Source organism: Pseudomonas sp. UBA1879, assembly GCF_002338065.1.
GTDB lineage: Bacteria > Pseudomonadota > Gammaproteobacteria > Pseudomonadales > Pseudomonadaceae > Aquipseudomonas.
Genome location: NZ_DDHJ01000015.1, coordinates 209,422 through 229,288, shown reverse-complemented (window position 1 = coordinate 229,288; position 19,867 = coordinate 209,422). Strand labels below are relative to the sequence as shown.

Below are 19,867 nucleotides of genomic sequence, written 5' to 3'. Positions count from 1 at the left end.
AAGGAGCGTGCGTGTGACTTCCGATCCTGCTGGTGTCCAACTTCCTCCCTCGGACATGTCTGGCGTACGGGACGTTCATCGGCTTCGCGTGCTAACCGTCAACACCCACAAAGGCTTCACAGCCTTCAATCGTCGCTTCATCCTCCCGGAGCTTCGCGAAGCGGTACGCAGCACCGGAGCCGATCTGGTGTTTCTGCAGGAAGTGCTGGGCGGCCATGACCGTCACGCCGCCCGTTATCACGACTGGCCCACGCTGTCTCAGTACGAATTTCTCGCCGACAGCATGTGGAGCGACTTCGCATATGGCCGTAACGCGGTCTACCCGGAGGGCCACCATGGCAACGCGATCCTGTCCAAATACCCGATTCTTCACTACCGCAACCTCGACGTGTCGATCACCGGCCCCGAACGCCGAGGCCTGCTGCATTGTGTATTGCAGGTGCCGGGGCATGATGAAGTGCATGCCATCTGTGTGCATCTGAGCTTGCTGGAGAGCCATCGCCAGTTGCAGCTGGACTTGCTGTGCGCGCTGCTGGACTCGCTGCCCGAGCATGCGCCGGTGGTGATCGCCGGGGATTTCAACGACTGGCAATTGCAGGGCAACAAGCGCCTTGCGCGCTGCAGCTACCTGCATGAAGTGTTTGAACGAGGCCACGGGCGACTGGCGAAGACCTACCCCGCCCGCTTCCCGATGCTGAGGCTGGATCGGGTATATCTGCGCAATGCCACCAGCCACAACCCGAAAATCCTCGGCACTCGACCCTGGACCCACCTGTCAGATCACTTGCCGCTGGCCGTCGAAGTACACATGTAGCGCGCGGGTTGACCGACGCAAACGCCACATGGTGTCAAAGGTCGCCGTACTGGATGAATGTCTGATGAAGCAAAGAGCGAGGGTGAATGCCCTCGCTTTTACGTGGGTGAAGCGTCACTCGTCCGGATCGATCAACGGCACCGTGGCGTCCCGGTCGAACTGAGAACCCGGGTCTTCGTTCCCGGGATCATTATCCACGTCCACTTCGACCTCTTCGTCATCCAGCGGAGCGCCGCCGTGAAACGTGGCATCGAGCATTTGAGGCGAATGAAAGTGCATGGCAGGTTCCTCAGTTCAGGCGGGCTCTTTGACCCGGTGTGTGAAGGATATGAGCGTAGCCGCCGCTGACCGTTCAGTGCGCTGCGCCATGGAAATCGCCACACGAGAGCTGACGGGCCATGCCGCAGGTCCGGCATGCATTACGACTTCCCGTGCGATCGGCGCTGGCGGATGTCCGGCGTTACCGAGCGGACAGAACTCCCGCCGCACAGGATGATCTGTACAACACGCCGGTCACCTTTGCCCGGTCTTCCATGACGCCAGACAGGACACTTTCATGAGTCTGCACGACAAGATCATCGGCCGCCTCGGCTTCGGCGCGGCGCCGCTGGGCAACATGTTCCGCGACATCAGCGAAGAAGAAGCCGCCGCCACCGTGCAATCGGCGTGGGACCAGGGCATCCGCTATTTCGACACGGCGCCGATTTACGGCGCAGGACTGTCCGAACAACGACTGGGAAAGGCCTTGGCCCAGGTCTCACGAGACGAGTACACCCTCAGCACCAAAGTGGGTCGGCTCATTTCCGATGAACTGGACACAGAAAGCCGCAATGGCCCGTTCAGCCACGGCCTGAAGAACAAGATTCTCACCGACTATTCGGGCGACGCGACGCTGCGCTCCATCGAGGCCAGCCTCAAGCGGCTCAACACCGACCGGCTGGATATCGTGTTTGTCCATGACGTGGCGCAAGACGCCCACGGTGACGCGTGGATCGAGCATTTCAACATCGCCCGCACCGGTGCTTTCCGCACCCTGACCCGATTGAAGGAAGAAGGCGTGATCAAAGCCTGGGGCCTTGGCGTCAACCGCGTCGAGCCGTGTGAACTGACCCTGGACCTGAGCGAAGCGCAGCCGGACGGGTTCCTGCTGGCCGGGCGTTATTCCCTGCTGGATCATGATCAGCCGTTGCAACGCCTGTTCGCCAAGGCGCGGGAACATTACGCCGAATTCGTCGTTGGCGGTCCGTACAGCTCAGGCGTGTTGGTGGGCGGCAAGCATTTCGAGTATCAGGAAGCGCCACAAGCGATGCTCGACAAAGTCGCCCACATTCAGGAAATTGCCCGCCAGTATCAGGTCGACGTCAAATCGGCGGCATTGCAATTCGTGCTGGCGAATCCGCTGGTGGCGGCCGTGATTCCGGGTGCGAGCCGTCCTTCGAGGATTACAGAAGATGTCACGGCGCTGAACGCTCAAGTGCCGGACGGCTTCTGGCAGGCCATGCGTGATCAGGGGTTCATCGCCCCGCAAGCGCCGGTGCCCATGAAGGATTAACGGGTCGCGGGGGCCTTTATCGATCCGGTAAAGGTCGCCCTCGCCCCGGTGGCGTGGCCAGATCAGCGTTGACTGTTCGAAGTGGCGCGGTTTTCGCTTCAGCGATGACATGCAACCCTTGTTCTCTGCTGGAGAGGCCACGCCGATGCGCATTTTGATCGTCAACGTCAACACCACCCAATCAATGACCGACACCATGGCCGAGCAGGCGCGCAGCGTTGCGTTGCCTGGGACGGAGATCGTCGGGCTGACGCCGCGTTTTGGTGCAGAGTCGGTAGAGGGCAATTTCGAAAGTTACCTGGCGGCGATTGCCGTGATGGACCGCGTGCTGTCCTACGATCAGCCCTACGACGCGGTGATTCAGGCCGGGTATGGCGAACACGGGCGCGAAGGCTTGCAGGAATTGCTGGACGTGCCAGTGGTGGACATCACCGAAGCAGCAGCCAGTGTGGCGATGCTGTTGGGGCATTCATATGCCGTCGTGACCACGCTGGATCGGACCGTGCCGTTGATCGAGGATCGCCTGCGCCTGGCCGGACTCTTCGAACGCTGTTCGTCGGTACGGGCCAGCGGCATGAGCGTGCTGGAATTGGAAGACATGCCGGACCGTGCGCTGGAGGCCATCGCCGGGCAAGCGGACGAAGCGGTGAAGCAGGATAAGGCTGAGGTGATCTGCCTGGGTTGCGGCGGCATGGCCGGGCTGGACCAGATGATTCGGGACCGCGCAGGGGTCCCGGTAGTGGATGGCGTGACGGCCGCCGTGGCGCTGGCTGAGTCGTTGGTGCGGCTGGGGTTGAAGACCTCCAAGGTGCGCACGTACGCGAGCCCGAGGCCGAAGAACGTGATCGGCTGGCCATTGAAATAAGCGACCGGTAGGCGCGTGGCGTGTCCCGCGATCGACGGGGAACCTGTCGTCAATGCGGCAGTTGCGGTGTGGCAGATGAACGACGTTCGACGAATGACGACGACGTCGTAGCCGATCGCAGGACAAGCCACGCCAGTACAGGGGTGGCGAACGCCGAATGGTCGCCTGTTTCGGGCAAATCGTTTACCATCGCCGCCGCCGGTTTCCATTCGGAATTAATAGGGAATCCGCGAGCGCTGCGCTGTACGATCGGGCGCGCTCAAACGGAACTGTCCCCGCAACTGTAGGCGTAGAGCCCTGCTTCCTGTTTGCCACTGGGTGATCCCGGGAAGGCCGAAGCACGGTGATGAAGCGTCAGTCAGGAGACCTGCCGGCAAGCGTCAATCATTCACCGGCGGGGTGTCCGGGAAGGACTCCCGTGCGCGGCGCGCGCCCTGATCGTCGGGCCGCTGCCGGGGTGTGCTTTCCAGTGCCTGTTTCGTCGACCACAGGTTCACTGGAGAAAGCCCCGATGTCGCTGCGCCGCCTTGCCCCTCCCTTTCTGGGTCTGACGCTGTCCTGCATGGCGTGTCTGGCCCCTGCGGCCTTCGCCGCGCCGACCCACTACCCGCTGACGATCGACAATTGCGGCGTGCCGCTGACCTTCGCCAAAGCCCCTCTCAATACCGTGACCATCGGCCAGGCCGCCACCGAGATGCTGTACGCGCTGGGCCTGAGTGATCGGGTGGTCGGCACCTCGCTATGGTTCAACGCCCCCCTGCCGGAGTTCAAGGACGTCAATGCCAGGATCGAACGCCTGGCTGACAACGCGCCGAGCTTCGAATCGGTGATCAGCAAACGCCCGGACTTCGTGCCGGTGCAGTTCGAGTGGATGGTTGGCCCGCAAGGCGCGGTCGGCACCCGCCAGCAGTTTGAGGACCTGAATATCCCGACCTACATCCTGCCGTCCGACTGCGAAGGCAAAAACAACCGGGTGGGCGCCGACGGTACACGGCTTGAGGCGTTCCGTATCGACACGCTGTACAAAAGCATCGCCCAGCAGGCGGAGATTTTCGACGTTCAGGATCGCGGCCAGCAGTTGATCGACGGTTACAAAACGCGGCTCGCCGCTGCCGTCGAACAGACCAAAACCCACCACCCTGGCCACATCTCAGCGGCCTTCTGGTTCTCCAGCCCCGACATCAACACCGACCCCTACGTCGCCGGACGCAAAGGCATTCCGGGCTTCATGCTCGACACCCTGGGCATTCGCAACATCATTGATTCAGATGAAGAATGGCCAACCGTGGGCTGGGAGACCATCGCCAAGGCCAATCCGACGATTTTGGTGATCGCGCGCATGGACCGCCGCCGCTTCCCCGCAGACGATCACGAAAAGAAACTCGCCTTTCTGAGATCCGACCCCGTGACCCGTCACATGGACGCCGTGAAAAACAACCGCATCGTGATCATGGACGCGAGCGCCATGGAATCCAGCGTTCGGCTGTTCGACGGCATCGAGCAACTGGCCAAGGCCACCGACAGCCAATGAAAACCCTGAATGTCGCCCGATGCCTGGGCCATGGCCTGTGGGTCAGCGTCGTGCTGGTGCTGGCGGTGATTGCAGGCGTGGCCATCGGCGAGACCTCCATCAGCCTGCCGGTGATCCTTCAGGTAGTGGCGAACAAACTGTGGGCAGCGGGTTATCCGGTCGACCCGATTGACGAAGGCATCGTCTGGAATTACCGCCTCACCCGCGCCATCGTCGCAGCGGCCTGCGGTGCAGGGCTGGCCATCTCCGGCGTGGTGTTGCAGTCGCTGCTGCGCAATGCGTTGGCCGACCCGTACTTGCTGGGGATTTCCGCAGGGGCGTCCACGGGCGCGGTGCTGGTGGCAATCATTGGTTTAGGCGCCGGCGCGGTTTCCCTGTCAACGGGCGCGTTCGTCGGGGCCATCGCGGCCTTTGCCATGGTCGCCCTGCTCGCCCGTTCGGCCCGCGAGTCGAGTGGCCGGGCCGCGACGGGACCGATCATTCTGGCGGGAATCGCCGGTTCGCAGCTGTTCAATGCGCTGACGTCGTTTCTGATCACCAAATCTGCCAGTGCCGAACAGGCCCGCGGCATCATGTTCTGGCTGCTGGGCAATCTGAGTGGCGTGCGCTGGTCGTCGGTGGCGTTGTCGGTTCCCGTGGTGCTGCTGGGTCTGACGGTGTGTCTGTGGCATCGGCGGTCATTGGACGCCTTCACCTTCGGCGCCGATTCCGCGGCCTCATTGGGTATTCCGGTGCGGCGCGTACACATCATCCTGATCGCCACGACGGCGCTGGTTACGGCCGTGATGGTGTCACTGGTGGGCTCCATCGGGTTCGTCGGGTTGGTGATTCCCCATGCCGTTCGCATGATCGCCGGGGTGCGGCACGGGCGGCTGCTGCCCATGAGTGCGTTGAGCGGTGCGCTGTTTCTGATCGCCGCCGACGTGCTGTCTCGGGTGTTGATAAAGGGGCAAGTGCTGCCCATCGGTGTGATCACGGCGCTGGTCGGCGCCCCGGTGTTTGCGCTGATTCTGGTCAGAGGACATCGCGGTCGATGAATGCTCCCGTGGAACAGGCCGTCAGCGTGATCAGCGCGGTCAAGCTGAGTTACCGCGTCAAGGGCGCAACCTTGCTCGATGAGGTGTCGCTGACGATCCGTGCCGGGGAAAACCTCGGCGTGGTCGGCCCCAATGGCTCGGGGAAGTCGACCCTGATCAAACTGTTGGCCGGGATACTGCCGCCTGCGTGCGGCGAGGTGTACCTGCAGGGTGAGCGGCTGTCGGCGTTCAGCCGCCGCGACATTGCGCAACGGATGGCGGTGGTCGAGCAGCAGGCGGAAACCGGCGACTCGATCTCGCTGTTGGAAGCCGTGGAGTTGGGCCGCACGCCTTGGCTCTCGGCGCTGGCACCCTGGCGCACGGAGGATGAGCAGATCGTCGCTCAGGCCATTGCCGATGTGGGCCTGACGCCGCTTCGCCACCGGGCCTGGCACACCTTGTCCGGCGGTGAACGACAGCGGGCCCACATTGCCCGGGCACTGGCGCAACAGCCCCGGATACTGCTGCTGGACGAGCCGACCAACCACCTCGACATTCAACAGCAGCTGTCCATTCTGCATGTGGTGCATCGACTGCCGGTGACCACGGTGATCGCGCTGCACGATCTGAATCAGGCGCTGGCCTGTGATCGGCTGGCGGTGCTGGACCGAGGGCGACTGGTGGCGTTGGGATCACCGTTCGAGGTGCTGACGCCTGAGCGACTGAAGGACACTTTCGGGGTGCTGGGGCATTGGCTGCTCGACCCGCTCGATGGGCAGCGAGTGTTGCGGCTGCGGCCACAGACGTCGTGAATCACTAAGCTTTCTGACGCCTTGCGACCCCGTGGGGCCGGCCAGCTGCGGTCCTGCCCTAAGCGCATGACCCGATGCGCTCAGACGTGCGGCGCCATTGACAAGCGTTCGCCCCAGCACAAATTTTCCTCCTCGTTTAGTATCAGTCCACCTGCCGCGCTCACGAGGACCTCTGCATGTTGGATACGCCTGCTCTTTCCCACATCGATTCGCTGTTGCACTGGATGAACGGGCGCGCGTTCACGGTGCTGACGGGCGCAGGCATCAGCACGTCCTCCGGCATCCCCGATTACCGCGACGGCGAAGGCGTGCGGCGGGGTCGGCAACCGATGATGTTTCAGGAGTTTCTCAACGCCCCGGAGGCTCGCCGCCGTTATTGGGCTCGGGCCATGCTGGGTTGGCCACGGGTTCGCGCTGCGCAACCGAACGCTGCCCACGAAGCACTGGCCCAGTTGCAGGAGTATGACCTGATTCAGGGCGTGATTACCCAGAACGTCGACACGCTGCACGATCAGGCGGGCAGTCATGACGTGATTGAATTGCACGGTAGCCTGCATTGGGTGCTGTGCCTGGATTGCCGTCAACGCACGGAGCGCGACGTGATTCAGCTGACACTGCTCGAACAGAACCCTTATCTGGCGGGGGTCGATGCGGTCCAGGCGCCAGATGGCGACACGCTGCTCGACCCGGCGTTCGAAGAACGCTTTCAGGTGCCCCACTGCCCTCACTGCGGCGGCGAACGCCTCAAACCGGACGTCGTGTTCTTCGGCGAAAACGTCGCCCCACCTACCGCCGCCAGAGCCATGGACCGGGTTGAAAACTCCGACGGTTTGCTGGTGGTCGGGTCATCGTTGATGGCCTTTTCCGCCTTTCGCCTGTGCCGTCGCATCGTCGAGCAAGGCAAGCCGCTGATCGCCATCAACCTGGGCAAGACCCGCGCGGATGACCTGCTGGATGTGAAGATCGCAGCGTCGTGCGAGGTGTTGCTGCCGGCGTTGGCGAGGCGCTTGATCACGCGCTAACAGCCTTCAAGCCCTGGCCAACGCTCGCGCGCTCAGCACCTGCGCCAGCAACAGCGCACCGACACACAGCAGGGCGTCTCGCAGGCCGATGAGGTGAGCCGCGAAACCGATCAGTGCCGGTCCCAGCAAGATGCCGCAATAGCCAATCCCGGTGATGACCGCGATGCCCAAACCGGCAGGCATCGCTGTCTGCGCCCCGACAATGGAACAGTAGACCGGGAAGGTGTTAGACAGTCCGAGGCCGATCAAAGCGAAACCCAGGAGGAACAGCGGCCAGGGTTGCAGCAGCACCGCCATGGCAAAGCCGAGCATCACCAACAGCCCGCCGCCGATCAGCAGTTTGACGGCACCGAAGCGGCTGCGCAGGGCATCACCGGAGAACCGTCCGGCTGCCATGGTCAATGAGAACACCGCGTAAGCGCCCCCGGCCACCGACAGATCAATCTGATGGGCTCGGTTCAGGAACACCGCGCTCCAGTCGAGGATCGCGCCCTCCACTAGCAAGGCGATGAAGCACAGCAGGCCTATGATCAGCACCTTCGCTGTCGGCCAAGTGAACGGCGCCGAAGGATCATCAGCGCCGTAGGGCAGCAGGTGCCGGGCGTGCCATAGCAGAATTCCCGCCACGATGATCACCACCACGGACACTGCGAGCAACGGCGAGGCGCCTGCCCACAACATCAGGCCCATCGAACCGGCACTGACGATGCCGCCGAGGCTGAACAGGCCATGAAAGCCAGACATCAGGGGCCGCCGGTGGTCCTGCTCCACCATCAACCCTTGCACGTTCATCGCCACGTCGATGCTGCCCAGGCCCGCGCCGAATATGGCCAAGGCCGCCGCCAGCGTTGGGACAGACGACAGTGTGGCCAGCAGAGGCAACGTCCCGCAGATGAGCGCTCCGCCAATGATCGCGACGAAACGGCAGCCCTTGCGGGTGGTCAGCGCCCCGGCCAGCGGCATCGCCAGCATCGAGCCCAGGCCAAAGCACAGCAGAAGCAGCCCCAGCTGCGCTTCCTCCAACCCGGCCCGATCTCGGGCGAACGGTACCAACGGTGCCCACGCCCCCAATGCCATGCCAGACAACAGGAAGGTGAGGCGATAGCTCCAGAGGTGAATGAGCGTTGGGGCGTGAACGGGTTGGGCAATGGACAAAAGACGGTTCCAGAATAGAGGTTGAATTTCACGTTTAGCGCGACATTTCAGCCGCAACCAGACATCGTAGGAGATGCCGCAAGCTGCGACGCTAGCGACAGCGGAGTGTCAGGTAACTCAGCTGCCACTGATGTACCGCCATCGCGGCCGTCGTACCTCCGGCGGCTCCTACGGACTTCGCGGTGTTATCGGGATGCGAGTCCAGCTACAAGCACCCAGCCAGTCGATGCCCGACGCAACCTTTCGTTCCAGCACATAACCAGTAGGAGCCGCCGGAGCTTGCGACGGCCGCGATGTCGGTGGTTCAGTTGCAGCTGAGTGATCTGGCACACCGCTGCTGCTCCTACGGTTTCACCGGGCTGAGAGCATGAGAGCACCTTTGGTTACATCATCGGCGCCGCCATGCTGACAACGCGAAGCGCCAGGCCTTCATAGGCGTCGAGCGTGATGGTGAAATCGCCCTCTTCGGTCAGATCGCCTTCGACCCGCTCGTTGATGATGTCCACCACGGGTCCCGGCGCGATGCCCGGCAGGTGCAGGGTTTCGACGATCGATTCAGCGCTGAAGTTGAGCGCCGTGATTTGCGTGCCCTTCCCTGCCGGTAATTCGTGAACCATGATCAGCAACCCTGGGTGCTCGACATCGGGGATAAGAATCTGGCGGCTGGCGGCGATGTCATAGGCACGACGCACCGCCAGGATTTTCTTCAGCTGCGAAGCGAAAGAGTCCGGCCGCTGCAGCTGTTCGACCAGGCTGCCGTAGAGTGCGGTCGGACGCGGCATGCCGCCTGCCGATGTTTCAGCTTCAGGATCGAGGTCCACCAGGTCATAGGCGCCGCGATGAATCCAGCGGGTGTCGCCATCGCCCATCAGGTGCGCAACCTGCTCGGCGGGCAATGGCAACGCACCCACCAGATCCCATCCGGACAACGCGAATACCCCCGGCTGCATGGCATTGAACATCACCAGCAACAGGTGGATATGCTGGATGGTGTTCACGTCCTCGGCCGTAATGCGGTCGAGTTCGCGAATCCCCAGCGCTGCCGTGATGATGCTCGCGGTGGTGCACGACACGCCATTGGTCACGAACTTCAGGTTGTACGGCGCGTGCTCACCGGCCAGGCGCTCGTACATCTCTTCGCGAATGTGCTCGCGCAGGATGTTGCCGGGGAAAGTCTGGCCCATGTACAGGTACTGATCGTGGGCGTGCAGGGTCCAGAAGTGCACCAGCTCCAGGGTCAGTTCATCGTGGTTTTGCAGCGCGTGGATCAGCGATGCCGGATCGATACCGAAGTCATGCACTTGGCGCAGCATCAGACGCAAAAACTCGGTGCGGCCGGTCAACAGCGCGTGCTGGTAGGCCGGACGGGTGATGAAGTCGTAGGACAGGTCGGCACCGCCGTGGGACATGGCGGCGATGTCGTCGATGGTCAGATTCAGCTCCTGAAAACTGAAGCCGCCCGCCTTGCGAATGGCGCCCGCCAGCAGTTGGTTGCCGGTGATTGCCAGCGGGTGGCTTTCCGACCATGCCGTGCCATCGGCCTTGCGCTCGACCCCGAGGAACCCGTTGGCGTCCAGCCGCAACACCCGCGCGCCCATCACGTCGATGGCATGCAGGGCATCGCCGATGATCATCTGTTGCGCGGCAAAGCTGGGGTCCAGCCAGTTCAGCGACGGCTGACCTTCCTTGAAGTAATGCAGGTAGACCCAGCGCCGGTCTTTGCCATCGACACCCGTGATCACCGGCGTAGCGCTCCAGTCGGTTTCCTTAACCCCCGGTTCGAAGAAGATCACCCGCTGCAACTGCCCGACGATGTAATGCTTGTCGCGCAGGGCGTCCACGATGGCAGGCGGTAGGTTGACGGCATCGCGCCCGGCGGGGACATCGGGCAGCAGCGACCAGTCTTCTTCCTTGATTTCGACCATGTGGTACAGGCCCGGATACTCCTCGTATGCCATCTCGGCGAGGCGGAAATCAGCGCCCTTGCCAGTGTGGGAAGGAATCACGTCATCGACGATCACCGCGTTGTGCGCAGCGGCGATGCGGCTGAGGTTAAGGAACTGCGCGTCGGTGCCCAACTCCGCATCGACCTCAAAGCTGATGCGGTCGAAATTGCCGTCGATGCTTGGGGTTTTTTCCCGACCCTTGAGGCCGCCGGAGGCTTTGAGCGGGCCATTGTGGATGCCCTGAATGCCGATTTCGGACAACGCGTGCCAGAGCTTTTCATCTCCCAGTGCTTCCAGCACCGACCCGCCTTCGCGGGTGACGATTGAGGCCGGATACGCGGTGAACCATACCGACGCGATCGCCGAGGCGTCCCGTGGTCGGGCTTGTGCATAGGGCCGTTGCCAGAGCCGCCCCTGGCCGCCATAGAGTTTGGCGCGTTGCTGTGCGGCGTTGAGCATCGATTGCTCAACCAGCCATTCCACGTACTGCTTGTCCGGTGTGGTCATAGGGTCCAGGGTTCCGCTTCAAAGGGATTTGGAGAGGACGTCCCGGCGTCGTTTGCGGTTCGGGACGGTCCTGTCTACGCCGTTGCTTATGTCTATGAGCGCTCATGGGCATAAACGTTCGGTGTTTGAAGCGGCGGGTGGACACGCCAAGGGCGTGGCCCAGGCAGTATGCTCGCCGTTGAACCGCAGCCTCGCCGTTACACCGCAGGCGCCTTGCGAAACCCGATCGCCATGCGATTCCAGCCGTTGATGGTGGCAATGGCGACGGTCAGGTCGACCCGTTCACGGGCGTTGAAGTGCGTGCATAACGTTTCATGCAATTCAGCGGACGGCCCCTGCGGCGACAGCAACGTCACGGCATCGCACCAGGCCAGCGCTGCACGTTCCCGAGGGGTGAAGAGGTTCGACGCGCGCCAGACCACCAGCCCATGCAGGCGACGCGGGTCCTCGCCGTTGAGACGCGCTTCGGTGGCGTGCATGTCGGCGCAGAACGCGCAGTCATTGAGCTGCGAGACGCGCAGCTTGATCAGCGCCATCAGCGGCTTGTCGATGCACAGGTCGAAATTCGCCGCCTCCAGCACCATCAAGGCCTTCAATGCGGCCGGTGACGCGGTGTAATAGTCCAGACGTTGCGCCATGGCTGCCAGGTGTCCCAATGATCATGTTGGCCAACCTACGCGGCAGCGCTTCAGGACGCGACGTCCAATCTCGCAAGTTTCCCCTACACCAATGCCCTCTGGTCAGGAGGCCAATTGGCGTTTTTTCCAGTGCGCAGCTATACCGCTTCCGCATCCGCTGACTAGAATTCCGGATCGTGAACGCCGAGCCCGGGAGCCATGCGTGGAACTTCACATCGTCATTCAGGGCCGCAAGGATCTGGCCGGTCAGCTGTATCGACAACTGCGCGACAGCATCGAATCCGGGCGACTCGCCGCCGGCGTGCAACTGCCCCCCAGCCGTCTGTTGGCGGCGCAATTGGGACTGTCCCGCAAAACCATTTCCGACACCTACAGCCGCCTGACCTACGAAAATTTTCTCGTGGGAAAGATCGGCCGCGGCACGTTCGTCAACACCCTGAACGCTCATCCTCGACGCAGCCCTGTGCGTTCGGAGTTGGCCAGTCAAAAGCGCGTGCAAACCTGGCAGAACATCTCGTTGCCCCTGCATCATCCGACGCTGGAGGGCACGTTGCGCGGCGATTTCATCGGCGGCGCCACGGCCAAAGCGCAGTTCCCCCACGACGAATGGCGCCGTTGCACTCACTATGCGTTGCGGCAAATATCGCAGACTCGAGGGTTTTACAGTCAGCCGGAAGGCGTGCCGCCCCTGCGTCACGCCATTGCAGGGCACATCGCATTTGCCCGCGGCGTGAAGTGCACGGCTGACGATGTCGTGGTGTGCAACGGCACGCAACAGGCGCTGGACCTGATCGCCCGGGTACTGATCGAGCCTGGGTGTACCGTGGTCATGGAAGATCCGGGCTACACCCCGGCGCGGCTGCTGTTCGCGTCACACGGCGCCCATGTGACCAGCGTGCCAGTGGACGAAGAAGGCATCCTTGTCGAACAGATTCCCGACGACGCGCATATGATCTATGTCACCCCTTCGCATCAGATGCCGCTGGGCATGCCGATGAGCCTTGCACGGCGGCAAGCCCTGCTGGAGAAGGCCAGGCGCATCGGCGCGATCATCATCGAGGACGATTACGACAGCGAGTTTCGCTATGAGGGGCGTCCTACCGATTCGCTGCAAAGCATGGACACCTTCGGCGTCGTGGCGTACGTCGGCACGTTTTCCAAAACCCTGCTACCGGAATTGCGACTGGGCTATGCCGTATTGCCGGCTGCCCTGCTGGACGCCGTGATCAAAGCCAAACAGCTGACCGACTGGCACACCAGCACCCTGCCCCAATGGGCATTGGCCAAATTCATCAACGAAGGTCTGCTGAACAGACACATCCGCCGCTGTCACGGGATCTACGCCGGACGCCGCGAACGGATTCTTGCGCGGTTTGCAGGCGATCTGTCGCCGTGGCTGGAAGCGATCCCGTGCACGGCGGGCTTTCACATGGCGGTGATGTTCAAGGTGCCGATCAACCTTCCGCTGTTGGTAGAGCTGGCGCGCAAAGTGGAGGTAGGGCTTTATCCCTTGACCGGTTTCTACCACCGCGCGCACCCCCGGGATGGCTTGATGCTGGGGTTTGGCGCCATCGAAACCCTCGACATTGACCCGGCGCTGGACCGGCTGCGGGAGGTGCTGGAGCAAATCACCTGAGGGGGCCCGATTATCGAAGACTGATTGCCACCCGGTTGCAACTGTTCACGGCAGCAATCAGCAACGTCAAATCCACCCGTTCGGCGTCGTTGAAGTGCTGCGACAACCACAGGTAGTCGGCGTCCGGGGCATGGCTCGTGGCGATGTGGGTAATGGATTCCGCCCAGTTCAGCGCTGCATGTTCTCGGTCGCTGAACAGCGGCGACTCGCGCCACACCGCCACCGCATACAGCTTGCGTTCGGACTCGCCCTGAAGGCTTGCCTGGTGGGCGTAATGGTCGACCGACGCCGCGCAGCCATTGAGCTGCGACACCCGCAATCTGACCAGCGTCATCAGCGAAGGCTCCAGTGGCAAATGATCGACTGCCTGTTCGAACGCCTGCATTGCCTTCATGGCCATCGGCGACGCGTGGTGTATATCGGTTGGCGGCGACATGGCAGCACTCCGGGGGTGGACAGGTGCCGAGGTTAGGCGCTGATCGTCCCGCTTGAAACGTCCAATGTCGAGAAAGGCCGGGTGGCCAATGAGCCTTTCGGTACCCAGCCGGCGCGGTCAGACGCTGTACAGGCAGCCGACGCCGGAGGTTCGGGGGGTAACGGCTGCGAGCGGACAACCGCGTTGGATTCATGGCCCATCAGTCGCCTCGAAAGCCGCCGTCGCTGCCGTCGTTCCTCCGACGTCTCCTACAAGAACGCGGCATGCCCAGGTTTTGGGAACGACTCAAACCCTGCAACAGCTCATGTACTGAATTTGGCCGCCCAATTCAGCCCGAACACAGTCCTGTAGGAGACGCCGGAGGAACGACGGCATCCTCAGGTCTTGGGAACGGCTCTAACGCTGCAACAGCTCATTCATTGAATCTGGACCCCAATTGCGCCCGAACTCAGTCCTGTAGGAGTCGCCGGAGGAACGACGGCAGCGAAGGGGAGCGTCTGGCAATAGATCCAAAATGGACTAGCCACCGTCGCGAACGGGGCGTCTCCCCTGCTCCCTTGCAGCCTGATAGATGCAGTTGTATGATGACTGTCAACTTGCGATGGCCTTCAGGCGTCATCGCCGCCACGCTTTAGCACCTTCACCGATTCCCTGTCAGACGTCCTGTCTGATCGTTTCGACCCAACAATAACAGGAGAAGCAGATGCCTAACGTTCTCGGCCAGAACTTCATCGGCGGCGCCCGCAGCGGCCTCGGCGAAGCGCGCCACAAGAGTCTGGATGCCACCACGGGCGAAGCCCTGCCTTATGCGTTCCATCAAGCCACCGACGGTGAAATCGACGCCGCGGCCCTGGCTGCCAAAGATGCCTTTCTTGAATTCCGTCAACTGAGCCCGGCTCGCCGTGCCGAGTTCCTCGATGCAATCGCCGACGAACTGGACGCCTTGGGCGATGACTTCGTGGCCCTGGTTTGCCAGGAAACCGCACTCCCGGCGGGTCGTATCCAAGGTGAACGGGGTCGCACCAGCGGCCAGATGCGTCTGTTCGCCAAAGTGCTGCGTCGCGGCGACTTCCTCGGCGCGCGCATCGACCAGGCGCTGCCGGACCGTAAGCCGTTGCCGCGGGTTGATTTGCGTCAACTGCGCATCGGCGTAGGCCCGATTGCCGTATTCGGTGCCAGCAACTTTCCACTCGCGTTCTCGACGGCCGGTGGCGACACCGCCTCTGCACTGGCGGCCGGTTGCCCGGTGGTGGTCAAGGCCCACAGCGGTCACATGGCGACCGCCGACCTGGTCGGTCAGGCCATCGTCCGTGCCGCCGAAAAAACCGGCATGCCCAAAGGCGTGTTCAACATGATCTTCGGCAGCGGCGTCGGCGAAGGTCTGGTGAAGCATCCTGCTATTCAGGGCGTTGGTTTCACCGGTTCGCTCCACGGCGGCACGGCGCTGTGCAAACTGGCGGCCGAGCGCCCACAGCCGATCCCGGTGTTTGCCGAGATGTCGAGCATCAACCCGGTCGTTCTGTTGCCGGGCGCCCTGGCGGCCCGTGGCGCAACCATCGCCGGTGAGCTGGCTGGCTCCGTGGTGTTGGGCGCAGGCCAGTTCTGCACCAACCCTGGCGTGGTGATCGGTATTCGCTCCCCTGCCCTGACCGCGTTCACCGAGCAGTTGAAAGAGCACATGGGGGGCCAGGCGCCGCAAACCATGCTCAACGAAGGCGGCCTGCGCAGCTACGGCAAAGGCGTGCAGAAATTGCTGGCACACCCGAGCGTCACGCACCTCGCCGGTAAACCTCAGGAAGGTCGTCAGGCCCAGGCGCAGCTGTTCAAGGCCGACGTGAGCATGCTGCTCAACGGTGACGAACTGTTGCAGGAAGAAGTCTTTGGCCCGACCACCTTGCTGGTGGAAGTGGCAGACGACGCTGAGCTGAAAGCCGCACTGCAAGCCTTGCGCGGCCAACTGACGGCGACGTTGATCGGCGAAACAGCCGACCTGCAGAAGTACCAATGGCTGGTGCCGGTGCTGGAAGAAAAAGTCGGTCGGATTCTGGTCAACGGCTACCCCACCGGCGTGGAAGTCTCGGACGCCATGGTTCACGGCGGCCCGTTCCCGGCGACTTCCGATGCGCGCGGCACCTCCGTGGGCACGCTGGCGATCGACCGATTCCTGCGTCCGGTCTGCTACCAGAACTACCCAGACAGCCTGCTGCCCGCAGCGCTGCAAAATGCCAACCCGCTGGGCCTCAAGCGCTTGGTGAATGGCGAGTGGAGCAGCGACGTCATCGCCTGACGATCGCTCGATCCGCTGAACTGAAAACGGCGCGTCCCCACCAGGGCGCGCCGTTTTTTATGCCACTCGAGCTGGGGTCTGGTGCTGATCCGGATGCCAGTCACACAAGCGGTGGGAGTGAGTTCGATCACGAAGGTAGACCTCAGACGCCGTAATCTCGTTGCCTGAACCCGCTCATTCGTGAGCAAGCGCATTCCCACAAAAGAGCATGCCCACCGAAGGCCCGGGCATTGCCAGCGGCAGCGACCGCCATTAGCATCGCCGCCTGCTTGGTTTTCCCCGAGAGAGACACATGAACGACGAACTTCAGATCATCGACCTGCAAGAAGGCACCGGCAAAGCGGCGGTCAAGGGCGCGCTGATCACCACCCAATACACCGGTACGCTGGAAGACGGCACAGTCTTCGACTCATCCTGGGAACGGGGCAAGCCGTTTCAATGCGTGATCGGCACGGGGCGGGTGATCAAGGGCTGGGACATCGGGCTTATGGGCATGAAAGTCGGTGGCAAGCGCAAACTCGTTGTGCCGTCCTACTTGGGATATGGCGAACGCAGCATGGGCGCCCATATCAAGCCGCATTCGAACCTGATCTTCGAGATCGAGCTGCTGGAAGTGCTGACGCGGGAGGATTGAGACACCCTCGCCAAGATGACGCCCGTTCCGCTTCTGGCCGAACACACAGCCGATCAGTGGCCTCCATCTTCAGGAGGCCACGCCTGCCCCGCTCTTGATCAGCGCATTGGCCAATTTGCGCGCCAGTTCTTCCTCTTTATAAGGCTTCTGCACGATCAGCTGCTGATCGACATCGAGGATGTCGATATCGGCGAATCCGGTGATGAACATGATCGGCAGCCCAGGATGATCACGCCTGATGATGTCAGCCAGTTCAGCGCCGGTCATGTTGGGCATGGCGAAGTCGGTCAGCACCAGTTCGATGGCGCTGTCGATCTTCTTCAGGGCGTCGTCGCCATTTTCCGCCTCGATCACCGAATAGCCCAGCGAGCTGAGCATCATGGCGGTCACCGAGCGAACTTCCGGATCGTCGTCCACCAGCAGGATCGTACGATGCAGGTCGTCGGCGTCAGCGTGACCCGGCATGTCGGAGACGCTGATCACCGGCGTTGCCGTGCGGGCAATACTCGGCAGGAACACTTTGATCGTGGTACCGGCGTTCTCGGCAGTGTCGATGCTTACGCCACCGCCGGATTGCTTGGCGAAACCGAAGACCTGTGCCAACCCCAGCCCGGAGCCTTTGCCCACGGCCTTGGTGGTAAAGAAAGGTTCGAAGGCTTTGGCCAGCACCTCTTCGCTCATGCCGCAACCCGAGTCGCTGACGGACAGCACCACGTAGGCACCAGGATCCGGGTCTTCGGGGCGTTGCGGCAGGCGATAGACGATTTCGTTCCAGGTGCTCAGGCGCAACTGCCCGCCTTGGGCCATGGCGTCCCGCGCATTGATGGCGAGGTTGAGGATGATCATCTCGGTCTGCGTCGGGTCGACCAGCGCGCTCCACAGATCCTCAGCCAGCTCGGTCTCGACCCAGACACTGCCGCCGAGCGCACGGCCCAGGAGCTCGCGCATGCCGCCAATGGTGTCGTTGAGGTTCAGCGCCACCGGTTCGAGCCGCTGACGTCGTGAGAACGACAGCAATTGACTGGTCAACTTGGCGCCACGTTCACCTGCCGAGCGGATGTTTTGCAGGCGCTGGGGCGACTTGGTGAACACGCCCTTTTCCAGGTCGCGGGCCAGGAAGTTGGCGCTGGTGAGGATCACCGTCAGCAAGTTGTTGAAGTCATGGGCCACGCCGGCCGTCAGCTGGCCGACGACCTCCAGACGCTGCATCTGCTGCAACGCGGCCTCGACCCGCTCACGCTCGCGGATCTGGTCGCGCAGGCGCCTGTTGGTGGCGGCCAATTCATCGACCACGGCGCGTTCGCTGGTGATATCGCGCACTGCGGCGTACATCAGCCCTTCGTCAGGCACGATGGTCCATGACAACCAGCGAAAGCCGCCCTCCGCGTGGCGCATGCGATTGACGAAGCGGGTCGTGACGTTGCCTCGGGCAACACTGGCGGTTTCGCGCAGGGTCGCTTCCAGATCGTCGAGGTGAATCAATTCGCCCAGGGACTGCGCGTGGAAATCGGCACGGGTCCAGCCCAACGTCGCTTCCCACGCCGGGTTAAGGGCAATGGGGGTCATGTCGAAGCGCAGGACGCCGAGCAACTCCCGGGACAGTTCCCACGTGCGGTCGCGTTCGCGGGTCCGCTGGACCACACGTTCCCCGAGAATCTCATTGAGCTGATGCAGCGCCTGTGTGGCCTGTTTGCGCTCACTGATGTCCTGCATCACCCCGGTAAAGCGCACGCATTTGCCGTCCTCGAACAGCGAACGGCCGTTGGAAAACACCCAACGTTCCGCCTCGCCCTCGACGCACAACCGGTGTTCGATCTGAAACCCGGTGTCAGCGGTCAACGCTGCCGCGACCTTGCTCTGCAGCAGCTCGCGATCGTCGGGGTGGCAACGGGAAAACATGAAGGCCATGCTCACCGGAGCGTCGGCGGGAACTTGATAAAGCGTCTTGCAGCGCTCGTCCCAAAGCAGCGTCTCGGTGCGAGGGTCGTAGGTCCAGACCCCCATCTCAGCGGCCTCGATAGCCAGATGCGCGCGGACCTCGGCGTCTTGCAGGATGGCCTCGGCGTGCTGACGCTTCTCTCGTTCGCGGACCTCTGACACCGCGCGGATCACGGCCTTGGGCAGCATCTTGAGGTTCTGCTTGAGCACGTAGTCAATCGCGCCCATGCGCATCATCTCGACCGCGTGCTGCTCGCCGAAGATGCCGGAGAGAAAGATGAACGGTGTGTGGGGCGCCAGGCGCAGCGCCGTGTTGAGGACTTCCGGCCCGGAGGACCCCGGTAACAGGTAGTCGCTGAGAATCACATCGAAATGCCCGGCGAGCAGCTCCCGTTCCACCTCCTGGTGGTTGTAGACCAGCGTGGCGTTGATTTTCAGCCCGTTGCTTTCGAGGGTCAGCAACGTCAGTTCGGCGTCGTGCGGGCTGTCTTCAACCAGCAGCAATTTGAGAAGCGATAGCGGCATGAATAGTCGTCGTGTAGAGCGCAAAGGCCTTCGCCGCCGGTGTGTCGCGGGACGGATCAGGCCATGGGAAAGGGGTGTCTCAGGACCCCGGACGGCGTGTCAGTCGCAGGGAGCCGGGCGGCGGCTCGTTGAGAACGGCCCAGAAAACCCCGAGGTCGGAGATTGCCGAGACGAATTCCTTGAATTCGACCGGCTTGACCACGTAAGCGTTCACTCCCAGCGCATACGCGCGCTGCAAATCAGGCTCTTCGCGAGACGAGGTCAGCATCACCACGGGAATGCTGCGCAGGTCGTCGGTTTCGCGGATGGCTTTCAGCACTTCGAGGCCGTCGATTTTCGGCAGTTTCAGGTCCAGCAGCAGCACCGCCGGGTTGCCGGCGTCGCGGTCTGCGTAGGCATTTCGCCGAAAGAGGTAATCCAGCGCCTCGGCGCCATCGCGCAAGACAATCACCTCGTTGGCCAACTGGCTGCGCTCCAGCGCGACGAGGGTCAACTCCAGATCATTGGGGTTGTCTTCCACCAGAAGAATGGGTTTCAGCATTGGGCGTCTCCT

The 19,867-nt window shown here is 62.5% G+C and carries 17 protein-coding genes and 1 riboswitch; of the genes, 10 read left to right on the top strand and 7 right to left on the bottom strand.

Annotated elements, in window-relative coordinates:
• The first annotated feature begins 55 nt into the window (after positions 1-55).
• Positions 56-814 carry an endonuclease/exonuclease/phosphatase family protein gene (locus tag B3N48_RS16125; RefSeq protein ID WP_296186166.1) on the top strand — a complete coding sequence of 253 codons (759 nt, stop codon included), beginning with the start codon at positions 56-58 and terminating at the stop codon, positions 812-814.
• Between the two features lie 114 nt (positions 815-928).
• Here the strand turns inward: B3N48_RS16125 and B3N48_RS16120 are convergent, their stop codons facing one another.
• On the bottom strand, positions 929-1,093 hold the full coding sequence (locus B3N48_RS16120) for a hypothetical protein (protein WP_296186189.1): 165 nt from the start codon (positions 1,091-1,093) through the stop codon (positions 929-931).
• A gap of 277 nt (positions 1,094-1,370) precedes the next feature.
• Between B3N48_RS16120 and B3N48_RS16115 the strand changes: the two genes are divergently transcribed.
• The 6 genes from B3N48_RS16115 to B3N48_RS16090 all read left to right on the top strand — a co-directional run bounded on the left by B3N48_RS16115 (position 1,371) and on the right by B3N48_RS16090 (position 7,612).
• Positions 1,371-2,366, top strand: coding sequence for an aldo/keto reductase (locus B3N48_RS16115; protein WP_296185383.1), 996 nt, complete (start codon positions 1,371-1,373; stop codon positions 2,364-2,366).
• Positions 2,367-2,511: 145 nt separating this feature from the next.
• Entirely contained in the window at positions 2,512-3,231 is a 720-nt protein-coding gene (locus B3N48_RS16110; RefSeq protein ID WP_296185382.1) for an aspartate/glutamate racemase family protein, read from the top strand.
• A gap of 182 nt (positions 3,232-3,413) precedes the next feature.
• Positions 3,414-3,620: riboswitch (cobalamin riboswitch) on the top strand.
• A gap of 122 nt (positions 3,621-3,742) precedes the next feature.
• Positions 3,743-4,762 carry an ABC transporter substrate-binding protein gene (locus B3N48_RS16105; protein WP_414704249.1) on the top strand — a complete coding sequence of 340 codons (1,020 nt, stop codon included), beginning with the start codon at positions 3,743-3,745 and terminating at the stop codon, positions 4,760-4,762.
• Positions 4,759-5,799, top strand: coding sequence for a FecCD family ABC transporter permease (locus B3N48_RS16100; RefSeq protein ID WP_296185381.1), 1,041 nt, complete (start codon positions 4,759-4,761; stop codon positions 5,797-5,799). Before B3N48_RS16105 ends, B3N48_RS16100 begins: the two co-directional genes overlap by 4 nt.
• The gene (locus tag B3N48_RS16095; protein ID WP_296185380.1) at positions 5,796-6,590 is read left to right on the top strand and encodes an ABC transporter ATP-binding protein; all 795 of its coding nucleotides are present in this window, start codon (positions 5,796-5,798) and stop codon (positions 6,588-6,590) included. Before B3N48_RS16100 ends, B3N48_RS16095 begins: the two co-directional genes overlap by 4 nt.
• Before the next feature lie 176 nt (positions 6,591-6,766).
• Complete coding sequence (locus B3N48_RS16090) at positions 6,767-7,612, top strand: NAD-dependent protein deacetylase (protein ID WP_296185378.1); 846 nt, start codon at positions 6,767-6,769, stop codon at positions 7,610-7,612.
• Between the two features lie 6 nt (positions 7,613-7,618).
• On the opposite strand, the gene B3N48_RS16085 is transcribed toward B3N48_RS16090, so the two are convergent.
• From B3N48_RS16085 to B3N48_RS16075, 3 genes are all read right to left on the bottom strand, one after another.
• Complete coding sequence (locus B3N48_RS16085) at positions 7,619-8,767, bottom strand: MFS transporter (RefSeq protein ID WP_296185377.1); 1,149 nt, start codon at positions 8,765-8,767, stop codon at positions 7,619-7,621.
• A 383-nt stretch (positions 8,768-9,150) separates the two neighbouring features.
• A complete protein-coding gene (gene treS / locus B3N48_RS16080) occupies positions 9,151-11,220 on the bottom strand; it encodes a maltose alpha-D-glucosyltransferase (protein ID WP_296185376.1) in 2,070 nt (689 codons plus the stop codon).
• 197 nt (positions 11,221-11,417) lie between these two features.
• Positions 11,418-11,858 carry a carboxymuconolactone decarboxylase family protein gene (locus B3N48_RS16075; protein ID WP_296185373.1) on the bottom strand — a complete coding sequence of 147 codons (441 nt, stop codon included), beginning with the start codon at positions 11,856-11,858 and terminating at the stop codon, positions 11,418-11,420.
• Between the two features lie 202 nt (positions 11,859-12,060).
• Here B3N48_RS16075 and B3N48_RS16070 point away from each other — a divergent pair, with 202 nt between their 5' ends.
• Positions 12,061-13,494 carry a PLP-dependent aminotransferase family protein gene (locus B3N48_RS16070; protein ID WP_296185371.1) on the top strand — a complete coding sequence of 478 codons (1,434 nt, stop codon included), beginning with the start codon at positions 12,061-12,063 and terminating at the stop codon, positions 13,492-13,494.
• 10 nt (positions 13,495-13,504) lie between these two features.
• Here B3N48_RS16070 and B3N48_RS16065 read toward each other — a convergent pair whose 3' ends face one another.
• Positions 13,505-13,930 (bottom strand): carboxymuconolactone decarboxylase family protein, encoded by a 426-nt coding sequence (locus B3N48_RS16065; protein ID WP_296185369.1) that lies wholly within the window; start codon positions 13,928-13,930, stop codon positions 13,505-13,507.
• Between the two features lie 703 nt (positions 13,931-14,633).
• On the opposite strand from B3N48_RS16065, the gene B3N48_RS16060 reads away from it, so the two are divergent.
• Positions 14,634-16,217: an aldehyde dehydrogenase (NADP(+)) gene (locus B3N48_RS16060; protein ID WP_296185367.1), complete on the top strand. Its 1,584-nt coding sequence runs from the start codon at positions 14,634-14,636 to the stop codon at positions 16,215-16,217.
• A 292-nt stretch (positions 16,218-16,509) separates the two neighbouring features.
• Positions 16,510-16,851, top strand: a complete 342-nt coding sequence (locus tag B3N48_RS16055) for an FKBP-type peptidyl-prolyl cis-trans isomerase (protein WP_296185364.1) — start codon at positions 16,510-16,512, stop codon at positions 16,849-16,851.
• Positions 16,852-16,920: 69 nt separating this feature from the next.
• On the opposite strand, the gene B3N48_RS16050 is transcribed toward B3N48_RS16055, so the two are convergent.
• Both B3N48_RS16050 and B3N48_RS16045 read right to left on the bottom strand, forming a co-directional pair.
• Complete coding sequence (locus B3N48_RS16050) at positions 16,921-19,314, bottom strand: response regulator (protein WP_296185363.1); 2,394 nt, start codon at positions 19,312-19,314, stop codon at positions 16,921-16,923.
• Positions 19,315-19,393: 79 nt separating this feature from the next.
• On the bottom strand, positions 19,394-19,855 hold the full coding sequence (locus B3N48_RS16045) for a response regulator (RefSeq protein ID WP_296185362.1): 462 nt from the start codon (positions 19,853-19,855) through the stop codon (positions 19,394-19,396).
• Positions 19,856-19,867 lie beyond the last annotated feature (12 nt).